The sequence below is a fragment of the Alteromonas aestuariivivens genome (assembly GCF_003367475.1).
Taxonomy (GTDB): Bacteria; Pseudomonadota; Gammaproteobacteria; order Enterobacterales; family Alteromonadaceae; genus Alteromonas; species Alteromonas aestuariivivens.
Window position 1 is genome coordinate 16,875 of the sequence record NZ_QRHA01000012.1, and the last position, 11,745, is coordinate 28,619.

The window sequence follows — 11,745 nt, forward strand, 5'->3', positions numbered from 1 at the left end:
TTCTCGTCATTTACTGCTCACTCAGGTGCCTGGCTATGTCCTGGCCAAGCGTATCTACCAGTTTCCGCATTTGCTCAACGGCATGGGAAAACCCATCTTGTGTGAGAGGAAGACGAAAGTCAAATAAGAAAACCTGAGGAGACTTAGAAGGATAGGTTAACCAATATTGTCCTTTCAGTACGACTTCGCCGTTGTGGGTTGCAACAAAGTCCTCCACTAAAACCGTTATTCTGGTGGCGGAACTGAGTTCTGCCATGTCCAGTGGCGCAATCAGCACACCTGAATTTTCCATCAGGCTGTTTCTCAGAGCCTGAGTCATTCCGTTGTCAAGTGGCTCAGCCCAGAGGTGGAGAGTTGAAAAATGCAGTTGGGTTGCACTGGTCTGCATGACCAGACCCCGCTGTTTCAGGTAGTCCGGCAACTGCAAGGAATTCAGGATAACTGACTGATTCGGTGTTGCAGGAGTGGCCGCCAAAGATTCGGGCTGATGCAGAACATAGTACTGAAAACTGGGTGCCTTGCTTGCACAACCGCACAAAGCGAATAGTACTACGCTCAAAAGCAGGTTACGGAAGATCATCAAAAATCCCCTGAGTCTTCGCCTTGGGTTGAAGGTCATCCTGTCGGCTTTCTGAAAAAATAAGGCTATTGGGCGTTTCGTTTAATTGCAACAACAGGGGTTGTAAACTCCGCAGGGTATCCTGCAGGGCGTTTACGGTGTCTCTGATTTCTGACTGACTTAACCCCCCTTCGCTGTAGTGCCGGACTAACTGATCGGTATTGGCGAGTAACTGGTTCAGGTTGGCATTGATTTGTGTGCTGTCTATTCCAGCCAGCAGTTCGTCAAAGCTGAGGCTTGCCTCGTCAACTGAATTGGCCGCGTCCTCCATGTCGGCAACAACCTGGCGGATATCTTCGACCAGGGTATCCAGTGGCAAACGGTTTATCTTGTCAAGGATGGCATCGGCTTTCTGGGTTAGCTGGTTAAATTCGTTGGACACCGTTGGGATGACATCGAGGCCGTTAAGCGAGGCATACTGGGAGGCAGGAGCGTCTTTAATGTGTTGTAAATCCACATACAGCCCGCCTGTGAGAATGTTGCCCATTCGCAATGTGGCTCTCAGATCCTGTGCAATCCATTTACGCATGGTGGTTTCAACGAACTTCAGGCCTTCAGGAGTATCCGGTTGCTGAACCTTGCCGGGGTAGATATGGATAAGAACCGGGATAGGGTAATTTTCAGACAGAATATTTCCATCGTCAGGGCCACGATAGTTTATGGCAAGGACTTCGCCTATTTCTATGCCACGATATTCTACCGGGGCACCGACGGTCAGGCCTCGCACGGTTTCATCAATCATCAACAGATAACGTGCGGATAATGTATAACGGGCGTCAGAGGCGGCTTCCCTGTTCGAGAAAATGGTGAAGCTGGCATTGTTCGGGGCTTTTTCACCACGGGGAACTCCGTCTGGAATTCCAAACGTAATGCCGTTTGCCAGCAGCGTTTCCAGGCTTCCGGTTTGCACTTCTATTCCACTGGAGGCGAGGCTAAGGGTAATTCCACTGACATTCCAGAATCGGGTATTTACGGTAATTAGCTGGTGGTAGGGCGCTTCAATAAATACCCGGTAGTTGACGACCCTGGATTCGATATCGAATTCGGAATCTTCAAATTCTCCTACCTTAAACCCCTTGTAAATAATGGGGTCGCCTGGTTTGAAAGCGAATTCGTCGTTGCTGGTAAGCTGCAAATGCAGGCCTGGTGTGCCCGGTGGAGTAGCAGGTGGCCTGTCGAGCGCACTGAAATGGTATCTTTCACCGCCGCTTTCTGCCGCTGACATGGCAATGTAGCTACCGGAAAGCAGTGTATTTAACCCCGACACTTCAGAAAAGGTGATGCGCGGGGAGACAAGCCAGAACTGGGTGTCTTCTCTTAGCAGATGGGCGGCGTTGGCGTCGATTCTGGCGCTTACCAGTACTCCGTCCAAGTCCGGTTTTAATTCCATTTTTTTGACCTGGCCCACATCAAGGTCGCGGATTTTAATCGGCGTTTTGTTCACTTCGATACCGGCCGCAGAGCTGACTTCAATGGTGATCATCGGGCCCTGGTTTTTCCACTGGTAGTAGAGCATCCAGGCACCGATAAGTATGGCAAGAATGGGTACCAGCCAGACTTTGGATACTCTTGTGGTTGGCTTTATGGTTGCCTGATTGTTCATTGATACTGCTTCCTGCTCAGCCAAATCAGTCTGGAATCAAAACTCATGGCGGCAATCATGGTAATAAAAACCACTGCACAAAATGCCAGAGCGGCGGGGCCGGGGTAGATGGAAATTGCGTTGCCAAGCTGGATCAGTGCGACCAGAATGGCGACCACAAACACATCAATCATCGACCATCGGCCAATCCACTCGGTGATCCGGTAATAGCGGATCCGCGAATTCTGCGAATACAGATGCCCTTGCTGGACACTGAAATTAAGCCACGCCAGAATCAGAATTTTTACCACAGGCACTGCGACACTGGCAAACAAGATCACCAGTGCGATTGGATAGGAGCCTGACTGCCAGAGTGTTATGGCCCCTCCTACAATGGTGCTGGGTTCGTCCCGGCCGAAGTATTCCGTATGCATGATGGGCAGCATATTGGCCGGTATATAGAGCAGTGTGGCGGTAGCCAGTAACGCCCATGTGCGCTGGATGCTGTAGGAGGCCGCCTGCGCACTCAAAGGTGCCGGAGCAGGCGGATTTCCCTCATAAATCCAAAGTGCCATCCGGTCCCGGTCGAAGTAGAACAGGCTGGCGGTCATACACACAGTGAAGCCAATAAAGGCGTAAAAAGACATACCAATGCTGACTTCTGCCATCGCGGTTATTTTTGTCAGGCTGACCAGGGTTCCAACCAGAAAAATTTCCGCCATACTCCAGGGCATAAGGCGTGTTACCCATAAATGGACCCGCCTGAGAAAGGGCGGGCGATAATTGTAGAGGGACGCGAGAGTCAGACAAATCAGACCGATAAGCAGGGTACCTGGCAACACCAGCGTTGCCAGGCCTGTTATGATGGCAAGTGAGAGGTAGTCATTTTCGATCAGAACTTTCAACCCACCGGGCAGGTTAATTGTGTGTTGCTGACCACTGGCACGAAAACTCAGAAAATTGAAAGGCAGCGAGAGCAGCATAAATACCAGGGCGCTCAGGCTGTAAGCAAGGGTGTTTTCGATGGCATTATGGCGGAATGTGAGCAGTGTATGACCGCACTGGGGGCACACTGCACGCTGGCGGTGCTGTAAAACCGGAATGGTGGTTGTGTGCTGACACTGCTCACAGACAATTTGAGTTGCTTGTTGTTGCTCCATTCAGTTCACTGACCGCCTGCTCATCAGTGTATAGAATACTCGAAATCCGCCAGGGAACAAACGCTGTTGGTGAGTGGCAAACAAAAACGCCGGCAAAATGCCGGCGTCAGCCTGATGACAAACTACTGCGCTTGAATTTGCGGCGTCAAAAGTCTTCTCAAAATCCTCATTTACCATTTGTAAACTGCGGTTTTTCGGCGACTTTTTCCTTGCACTTTCTTCGCTCGCTACGTTTGTCTCCAGTCTGCAGAGTGTTTCGCGTGAAAAGCGGGGCTTTATCAACACTCTGACGCCGGCAAAATGCCGGCGTTCTGAACAGTATTCAGTAATTAGAAACTGGCGTTACCTGGCGTGCGCGGGAAGGGGATAACATCACGGACATTCTGCATACCGGTAACGTACGCTACCAGGCGCTCAAAGCCCAGCCCGAAGCCTGCATGGGGAACGGTACCATAGCGGCGCAAGTCTCTATACCAGCTGTAATCTTCCTTGCTGAGACCCATTTCTTCCAGCCTTTGATCAAACACATCCAGGCGCTCTTCACGTTGGCTGCCACCAATGATCTCACCAATGCCCGGCGCCAGAATATCCATAGCGGCAACGGTCTTACCGTCGTCATTGATACGCATGTAGAACGCTTTGATGTCCTTGGGGTAGTTTTGCATGATGATAGGCGCACCAACGTGCTCTTCGGCCAGATAGCGCTCGTGCTCGGAGGACAGGTCGACACCCCATTCAACCGGAAACTCAAACTGTTTGCCGCTGGCTTTCAGGATCTCAATGGCGTCGGTGTAATCCATGCGCACAAAGTCTGAATTGACGAGAGCTTCGAGACGGGTAATGACATCTTTTTTAACACGCTCGGCAAAGAACGCCATGTCGTCTGCCCGTTCTTCCAGTACGGCTTTACATACATACTTGAGCATGTCTTCCGCCAGTGTTGCAACGTCAGACAGATCGGCAAACGCCACTTCCGGCTCGATCATCCAGAATTCAGCCAGATGGCGGGAAGTGTTACTGTTTTCTGCCCTGAATGTGGGGCCAAAGGTGTACACCTTTGACATCGCGGCACAATAGGTTTCAACGTTGAGTTGTCCGGATACCGTCAGATAGGTTTCCTTGCCGAAAAAGTCTTCGGAATAATCCACTTCACCCTTGTCGTTACGCGGCAGGTTCATCATATCCAGAGTGGAAACACGGAACATTTCGCCGGCACCTTCGGTATCACTGGCGGTCAGAATGGGGGTGCTGATCCACAGGTATCCACGTTCATGGAAAAAGCGGTGAATGGCCTGTGACAGGCAGTTACGCACCCGGGTCACTGCGCCAATTACATTGGTGCGAGGACGCAGGTGAGCGAATTCACGCAGATATTCGATACTGTGGCGTTTGGCTGCCATAGGGTAGGTATCCGGGTTTTCCACCCAGCCAACAATCTCAATGCTTTGCGCTTCGATTTCCAGTGCCTGACCCTGACCCATTGACGCTTTTACCTGACCGGTCACGGAAAGTGAGCAGCCCGCGGTCAGCTTTTGAATGTCGCTGTAATTTTGCAGAGAATTTAACGCAATGACCTGTACAGGGTCGAAACAACTGCCATCGTGTAAAGCGATGAAGGACAAGCCGGCTTTGGAATCCCGACGGGTACGAACCCAGCCTTTCACTGTCACCGTTTCGCCAACTGCGTGCTTACCAACGAGCACGTCGACAACGGGCGTATGCGTCATTTTACTTTCTCCGTTTAAACTTATTCTCAAGATTGCGAGTCATCTTCGCACACTCTGTGTGTCGGTGCATCTCGCCAATACTGCCTAAGGATTGTCTTGCCGATACGCTGAGCAGAGGCTGTATTCTGAACAGCACAGAAGGAACGCTGAAGGAGAGCTGCCGGTTTACCTCAGACGGAATCCGGGTGTCCTCAGCGTTGCGTGCCGCCCCTGCTGTCTCAACGCCCTCAGCGTTTGCCATTGCAGGGTGAGAAATCCAATAGGCAGGTAGTATACTCATCCAGCAAGTGGATTCCAGAGATGATTGAATCAAATGTTTAAGAAAACAACACGCAGCCGACTGGTGGACAGTCGGCGCAAAGAGTATTTTGGTATTAACCTGTTTGTGCTGGGAGGCGCATGTCTATTTGGTCTGTTGATGTTGTCACTCCCGCTGGCCTAATCCACAAAGGCATGAGTTACCAGGTAATAGGTGTAGCCCAGATAAATAAGCAAAAAGGCACCGCCTTCCAGCCGGTTCAGCCGCCCCTGGCCCTTGAGGCCGATGCAAAATACAAACAGGGCAATTGTTAAAGCCACCATCATGGTCACATCACGGTACAGGAAAGCCGGTTCTACCTGCATGGGCTGAATCAGGCCCGCAATACCGACCACTGCAAAGGTGTTGAACATGTTAGAACCTATCACATTCCCCAGAGCCAGATCGTGTTCGCCTTTGCGCACTGCCATCAGGGAGGAAGCCAGTTCAGGCAGAGAGGTGCCAATGGCAATGATGGTCAGGCCGATAATGGTATCGCTGACACCAAAGTGGGTGGCAATTTCCACCGCCCCCCAGACCAGAATGCGGGAACTGGCAATCAACAGAGCCAGCCCGGCCAGTAACCAGATGAGATTGGTTTTAACCGTACTGTCATCAGCGTTGATTTCCTCATTCACTTCTTCAGCCAGGTGGTCGTTGTCCCCCCGCATGCCCTGCCAGATACTCCAGGCCATCAACAGGATAAACAGCCCCGTAAGCGTAAATGCATCGTCTTTGGAGACGTTGTAGTCCAGCAATTGCCATGCGGCGATGAAGGTCACTCCAAGCAGAATGGGCAATTCTCGACGAATGATCTCCGAGCGCACAGCGATGGGGCTGATCAGAGCAGTCAGGCCCAGAATCAGCGCAATGTTGGCGATGTTTGAGCCGTAGGCGTTACCCAGTGCAATGCCTGAATTACCCTGTATGGCGGCGAATATCGACACGATGATTTCCGGAGCAGAGGTGCCGAAGCCAATGATCACCATGCCAATGACCAGTGGGGAAATTCCAAAGTGCTTGGCTACCCCCGCAGCCCCGCCTACAAATTTGCCCGCACTCCACAATAGAACCGGCAGACCAACGAGAATGGAGATACTTGCTAGGACCATAAAAACTCCTTTTGGATAAGGGGGTTATTGACGGCGTTAAGCCTAAGTGTAGATGACTTTCCCTCATCGTAACGATTAAAAAATTGCTTGCTTAATACAGTATGCATTTTTTACATTTACCGTACACTTCGCAACAAATCCACCGGCCTCAACCCCGGCGTTTTTGCCTACAGCTAAGGGGGCGGCGGGAACGAATTGTATCTTACCCTTGGTTTTATAGAAGCCTTTTTAAATGCACAGAACTTTAATTGTTACAGACGACACGCAACTGCACGTTGATACCGATTTACAGGTACTTACGTTTGAGCAGTATCTTGCCGATTTCCCTAAGCTGAATGAACCCAAAACACGGGTCATTAACCTCTGTGATACAGGTAAGTACCTGAGTCAGGGGTACTATTGCTCGTTGCTGGCGCAGGCGCGTAAACACAAAGTATTGCCCAGCGTCAATGTTATCAATGATCTCAGAGCGTCTGAAAAAGGTGAGCGGGCACGCATTCCGTTGCCGAAAACTTTTCGCTGGCCGGAGCAAAAGAACCCGTCGCAAACCTTTTATGTGCTGTTTGGACAAACCCGTGAGCCCGCGCTTATGCCGATTGCCAGTATGGCTTTCCGGCACTATCCGTGCCCGATAATGAGGGTGACTTTGCACATTGGTGCCGAGTATGGTGCGGAAGCCGTATCGAAATCCGGACATAAAATGGGTTACGTGGAATGTGAAGCGATTGGCTATGCCCAGTTGCCGGTAGAGCTGCGAGCAGATTGTGTAACGCACCTGCAGGGGTTTACCCAAAGCCACTGGACCCAGGCCCGACAGAGCAAGCGCACTCGCTGGGATATGGCGATACTGGTTAATCCCCATGAAGCCACTCCACCGAGTGATGACAAAGCCATTCGGAATTTTGTCAAGGCGGCAGAAAAGGTTGGTATCAGTGCTCAGGTACTCAGTGAGCTGACCGCCGACGATGTCGGGCATTTTGATGCCCTGTTCATCCGTGAAACCACCGCAATAGACCATCATACCTACCGTCTTGCGAGGGCAGCGGAACGGGAAGGGCTGGTGGTGATGGATGATACCCAGTCCATTTTGCGTTGCTGCAACAAGGTATTTTTGCAGGATGCCTTTACCTATCAGAAGGTGCCTGCGCCGAAAAGCCAGATGGTGTCCAGCGCAGAGTCCAGTGTCTGTCAGCAACTGGTTGACGAACTCGGTTTGCCACTGGTGCTCAAACTGCCGGAGAGTTCGTTCTCCCGAGGTGTGTTCAAAGTGGAAACGATTGAAGATTTGCAGGTCAGACTTACGGACATGCTCAGTGCCTCCGCGTTGGTGCTGGTTCAGGAATACGTCTATACCGAATACGACTGGCGAATTGGCGTGCTGGGAGGCAAGCCGATTTATGCCTGCCAGTACTTTATGGCGCGTAATCACTGGCAAATATACCACCACGAAGGTGACGGGTTCAGTTCAGGTGACTTCAAAACCCTGCCCACTTTCGAAGTGCCGCGTCCGGTACTGCATGCAGCAGTTAAAGCCGCAAAAGTGGTGGGTAACGGGCTTTATGGTGTGGATATCAAACAGTCTGGCAATAAGGTTTATGTGATAGAGGTCAACGACAACCCCAGCATCGAAAGTGGTGTTGAAGATGAATACTTGGGCAAGGAATTGTATCAGTTGATTATGCAGGAATTTGCTGATCGTCTGGAGTTGCGCGGACGATGAAACCGTCACCTTTTTCCGGGAGTGCGGTGCTTCGTATCGCCTGCCTGGATGATGTGTCCGCGCTGAACGCGCTGGAACAACGCTGTTTTAACTCCGACAGGCTCAGTAAACGCCGGTTTCGATACTATGTCGATGCCGGTCATGCGGAGCTGGTGGTTGCCTGTATCGCGGATGAGCTGGTTGGCTACGGCCTGCTGCTTTCACGCCGGGGCACGCTGTTAACCCGTTTATACTCCATTGCGGTGGACCCGGAGCGCCGGGGTATGGGGATTGCTGAAAACCTGCTTCGTGAACTGGAAGGTCGTGCGCTGGCTCGAGGCAAGCGGGTAATGCGCCTGGAAGTTGCACAAGGTAACGCTGCCGCAATCCGGCTTTACGAGCGTTTGGGGTTCTCACCGTTTGGCATGTACCTCGAATACTACGAGGACAAATCCAACGCATTGCGTATGCAGAAAGTACTGAGTTTTTCTTCCGACACTCTGCGTCAGGATGTTTACCCCTGGTACCGTCAAACTACAGAGTTTACCTGTGGGCCTGCGGCACTGATGATGGCGATGACTGCCCTGAAACCTCAGTATTCCATGAATCAGCTCAATGAGCTGGCTATCTGGCGGCGGGCAACCACTATCTTTATGACGTCCGGCCACGGTGGGTGTCATCCAATTGGGCTGGCCCTGGCTGCCAAAGACGCGGGTTTCAACGCTGAAGTTTGGCTGAATCAGCCAGTGCCATTGTTTCTTGATGGTGTGCGGGCCGCGCACAAAAAGTCAGTATTGGGTGCGGTTGAAAATCAGTTTGCGCAGGAGGCGCAAACCCAGGGCGTTCGCATTGTGGAGGAAGACTGGAAAGTGGATCGTCTGGAGCAGGCGCTGCAACAGGGCGCGGCAGTGATCTGCCTAATCAGTACTTACGCTTTTGACAGGCGCAAGGCACCGCATTGGGTTGCCATTACCGGGGCTGACGCTCACTGCCTTTATCTGCACGATCCTGACCCGGAACTGGCGGAAAGCCCGCCGGTTGAGTATCAGCACATCCCGGTAGCCCGGGACGACTTTCAGCGTTTGGCCAATTATGGCAAACGTAAAATTCGTGCTGCGGTCGCTTTGTACAGCTGAACATGTCAGTGGTGGTTGCGGCTGCCAGCTGCAAGTTTTATTTCCATTTCTTTTAACGAACTGACCAGTTTCATCAGTTCGTTGGCACTGCCCGTGAACATCGCGGGCTTGGTGCAGGCTCTACCCTTTATGGCATGGTTGACCGTGAACGACGGGTCAAAAGTAGCCGTTCGTTCAATAAGGGTTTGCCATTCACTTTTCAGTGAAGAAGGCACAATGTGCCTTTTGGCCAAAAGTTTGTCTCTTATTTGCAACACCTGGCCCATCAGTAACGTATTATTGTTTGACATCCTAACACCTTCACTCACTGCGAGATTTACCTAAAAAATGCCTTTTAAATCAGGGGACAAAAAAAGTGTAGTCCAGAAAGATTGATCAAAAGGTGCACAATTAAGAGTATAGGTAGCAATTACGATACCTAAACGGCGCGGTCCATAAAATTTTGCTACGTTGTTTCTCTTGTACGCCGGTGATTCAGACCCGGTTTAACAGCCCCTGCAACTGTTTTTTATGCTGCCGGCGGGCGTGAATGGCCTTGCCAGTGCGAAACAGCCAGAATGGTGTCCACAGCAGCAAATTGGCCAGGATGGCGGTTATCAGGCTGTACACTATCGCTGAAGGGGTAAGAGGAACCGAGGGCGAAAAATTTTCCAGTACACGGGCAAGAGTTGCTCGTTGCTTTGGCGCCAGCATGTACCAGGCTTGCTGGAAGTAATGCCCGTTTTTTAATGTGGACAAGCCTGACTCCAGCTGACGGTGCTCAGCCAGCGTGCGCAATTTGTATTGAGCATCTTTTTGCACAATGGGGCTGGAGTTGCGCTCCAGTGCGTTGATCATTTCCGTTACCGTAGGGTAACCGAATTCATCAGCCATCGATTGGTATTCGGCAACCTGCCTGGCAGTGGCATCATAATAACCGCTTAGATATTGACGGTAATGGTCCGCCAGTATGGGAATTTGCAGTGCCAGCAACAGTAATACCGCAAAACCGATTTTATCGATAATCCGAACGATCAGACCCATGACGACTCCTATTGCTGGCCCGGCAGTTCAGCATTCTGAACTGGCAAGTTAAGGTGTAAGTACCTGATAGATGGCATCCGTAAGCCTTTCCAGTTGCTCAGGTTCAATCACGTATGGCGGCATAATGTATACCAGCTTGCCGAACGGCCGGATCCAGACTCCCAGTTTGACGAACTGGCGCTGCAACTTGGCCACATCCACTGGCTGACGGGTCTCCACCACGCCGATGGCGCCCAGTACACGAACGTCAGCCACAGTGGGGAGCTGCAAACATTTGGGCAATGAGGCTTTCAACTGCGCTTCAATCTTCGCCACCTGAGCCGGCCAGTGATTTTGATTTACCAGCCCAAGGCTGGCACTGGCCACTGCACAGGCCAGGGGGTTGCCCATGTAGGTCGGGCCATGCATGAATACACCGGGTTGCCCCTGGCAAACCCCCAGCGCTACATCCTCCGTGCACAGCGTCGCTGAAAGTGTCATGTAACCCCCGGTCAGTGCCTTGCCCAGGCACAAAATATCCGGGCTGATGTGGGCGTGTTCACAGGCAAACAGCTTGCCGGTGCGCCCGAAGCCGGTGGCAATCTCATCACAAATCAGCAGCACATCGTAGGTATCGCACAGCTGTCGGCAGCGGCGCAGGTATTCAGGGTGGTAAATACGCATACCACCAGCGCCCTGAACAATGGGTTCAATGATCAACGCGGCCAGTTCATGGTGGTGGCGGGCAAACAGTTCTTCCAAGGGTAAAATGTCGTCTTCACTGAACGTGTGGTCAAAACGGCTTTGCGGGGCGGGGGCGAACAACTGTTGTTTGAGTGTATTGGCGAACAAACTGTGCATACCATTGACCGGATCACACACCGACATTGCCGCGAAGGTATCGCCGTGGTAGCCGTTTCTGGGGGTGATGATGCGGTGCTTTTCGGGTCGGCCCTGGCAGGCCCAATATTGCAGGGCCATTTTTATTGCCACCTCGACCGCCACTGAGCCGGAATCGGCCAGAAATACCCGTTCAAGCCCGGCCGGGACCATGTCGAGCAATGTTCTGCACAGGTCGATGGCGGGTTGATGGGTAAGGCCGCCGAACATGACATGGGAAAACTTGCTTATCTGTTCGTTTGCCGCAGCGTTCAACTTGGGGTGATTGTAGCCATGAATGGCCGCCCACCAGCTCGACATGCCATCAATCAGCTGTTCGCCACTGGCCAACTTGAGGTGCACTCCTTGGGCTCCGGTGACTTCGTAACAGGGCAGGGGAGACACCGCAGAGGTGTATGGATGCCAGATATGTTGCTTATCAAATTCAATATTGTTCAAAATGTAACCACTGGTAAAGCTTTGCAATTGGTCAGAGTTGACAACTCTTCTGCTCGGCATAGACTAAGCCAG

The 11,745-nt window shown here is 51.8% G+C and carries 11 protein-coding genes; 3 read left to right on the forward strand and 8 right to left on the reverse strand.

What is annotated here, in order from left to right; genetic code table 11:
* Positions 1-10 precede the first annotated feature (10 nt).
* The 4 genes from DXV75_RS14600 to asnS all read right to left on the reverse strand — a co-directional run bounded on the left by DXV75_RS14600 (position 11) and on the right by asnS (position 5,088).
* Positions 11-580: a PqiC family protein gene (locus DXV75_RS14600; RefSeq protein WP_181898442.1), complete on the reverse strand. Its 570-nt coding sequence runs from the start codon at positions 578-580 to the stop codon at positions 11-13.
* Positions 567-2,222: an intermembrane transport protein PqiB gene (gene pqiB / locus DXV75_RS14605; RefSeq protein ID WP_115594173.1), complete on the reverse strand. Its 1,656-nt coding sequence runs from the start codon at positions 2,220-2,222 to the stop codon at positions 567-569. The genes DXV75_RS14600 and pqiB overlap by 14 nt, the downstream gene beginning before the upstream one ends.
* The gene (locus DXV75_RS14610; RefSeq protein ID WP_115594174.1) at positions 2,219-3,361 is read right to left on the reverse strand and encodes a paraquat-inducible protein A; all 1,143 of its coding nucleotides are present in this window, start codon (positions 3,359-3,361) and stop codon (positions 2,219-2,221) included. The genes pqiB and DXV75_RS14610 overlap by 4 nt, the downstream gene beginning before the upstream one ends.
* A gap of 329 nt (positions 3,362-3,690) precedes the next feature.
* A complete protein-coding gene (gene asnS, locus DXV75_RS14615) occupies positions 3,691-5,088 on the reverse strand; it encodes an asparagine--tRNA ligase (RefSeq protein WP_115594175.1) in 1,398 nt (465 codons plus the stop codon).
* Positions 5,089-5,401: 313 nt separating this feature from the next.
* On the opposite strand from asnS, the gene DXV75_RS17290 reads away from it, so the two are divergent.
* Complete coding sequence (locus DXV75_RS17290; RefSeq protein WP_281268923.1) at positions 5,402-5,530, forward strand: hypothetical protein; 129 nt, start codon at positions 5,402-5,404, stop codon at positions 5,528-5,530.
* Here the strand turns inward: DXV75_RS17290 and DXV75_RS14625 are convergent.
* Entirely contained in the window at positions 5,527-6,498 is a 972-nt protein-coding gene (locus DXV75_RS14625; protein WP_115594177.1) for a calcium/sodium antiporter, read from the reverse strand. The two genes, DXV75_RS17290 and DXV75_RS14625, sit on opposite strands and share 4 nt — an antisense overlap.
* 232 nt (positions 6,499-6,730) lie before the next feature.
* On the opposite strand from DXV75_RS14625, the gene DXV75_RS14630 reads away from it, so the two are divergent.
* On the forward strand, positions 6,731-8,218 hold the full coding sequence (locus DXV75_RS14630) for a RimK family protein (RefSeq protein ID WP_115594178.1): 1,488 nt from the start codon (positions 6,731-6,733) through the stop codon (positions 8,216-8,218).
* Positions 8,215-9,333, forward strand: coding sequence for a GNAT family N-acetyltransferase/peptidase C39 family protein (locus DXV75_RS14635; protein ID WP_115594179.1), 1,119 nt, complete (start codon positions 8,215-8,217; stop codon positions 9,331-9,333). Before DXV75_RS14630 ends, DXV75_RS14635 begins: the two co-directional genes overlap by 4 nt.
* A 5-nt stretch (positions 9,334-9,338) precedes the next feature.
* Here the strand turns inward: DXV75_RS14635 and DXV75_RS14640 are convergent, their stop codons facing one another.
* The 3 genes from DXV75_RS14640 to bioA form a co-directional block, all read right to left on the reverse strand.
* On the reverse strand, positions 9,339-9,623 hold the full coding sequence (locus tag DXV75_RS14640; RefSeq protein ID WP_115594180.1) for a hypothetical protein: 285 nt from the start codon (positions 9,621-9,623) through the stop codon (positions 9,339-9,341).
* 184 nt (positions 9,624-9,807) lie between these two features.
* A complete protein-coding gene (locus DXV75_RS14645) occupies positions 9,808-10,356 on the reverse strand; it encodes a DUF2937 family protein (protein WP_245953248.1) in 549 nt (182 codons plus the stop codon).
* A gap of 48 nt (positions 10,357-10,404) precedes the next feature.
* Complete coding sequence (gene bioA, locus DXV75_RS14650; RefSeq protein ID WP_425451716.1) at positions 10,405-11,673, reverse strand: adenosylmethionine--8-amino-7-oxononanoate transaminase; 1,269 nt, start codon at positions 11,671-11,673, stop codon at positions 10,405-10,407.
* Positions 11,674-11,745 lie beyond the last annotated feature (72 nt).

Bases quoted from the DNA above. Each gene is read 5' to 3' on its own strand.
- pqiB (WP_115594173.1), bottom strand. From the start codon at position 2,222: ATGAACAATCAGGCAACCATAAAGCCAACCACAAGAGTATCCAAAGTC.
- DXV75_RS14625 (WP_115594177.1), bottom strand. From the start codon at position 6,498: ATGGTCCTAGCAAGTATCTCCATTCTCGTTGGTCTGCCGGTTCTATTG.
- DXV75_RS14610 (WP_115594174.1), bottom strand. From the start codon at position 3,361: ATGGAGCAACAACAAGCAACTCAAATTGTCTGTGAGCAGTGTCAGCAC.
- DXV75_RS17290 (WP_281268923.1), top strand. From the start codon at position 5,402: ATGTTTAAGAAAACAACACGCAGCCGACTGGTGGACAGTCGGCGCAAA.
- DXV75_RS14645 (WP_245953248.1), bottom strand. From the start codon at position 10,356: ATGGGTCTGATCGTTCGGATTATCGATAAAATCGGTTTTGCGGTATTA.
- DXV75_RS14640 (WP_115594180.1), bottom strand. From the start codon at position 9,623: ATGTCAAACAATAATACGTTACTGATGGGCCAGGTGTTGCAAATAAGA.
- asnS (WP_115594175.1), bottom strand. From the start codon at position 5,088: ATGACGCATACGCCCGTTGTCGACGTGCTCGTTGGTAAGCACGCAGTT.
- DXV75_RS14635 (WP_115594179.1), top strand. From the start codon at position 8,215: ATGAAACCGTCACCTTTTTCCGGGAGTGCGGTGCTTCGTATCGCCTGC.
- DXV75_RS14630 (WP_115594178.1), top strand. From the start codon at position 6,731: ATGCACAGAACTTTAATTGTTACAGACGACACGCAACTGCACGTTGAT.
- DXV75_RS14600 (WP_181898442.1), bottom strand. From the start codon at position 580: ATGATCTTCCGTAACCTGCTTTTGAGCGTAGTACTATTCGCTTTGTGC.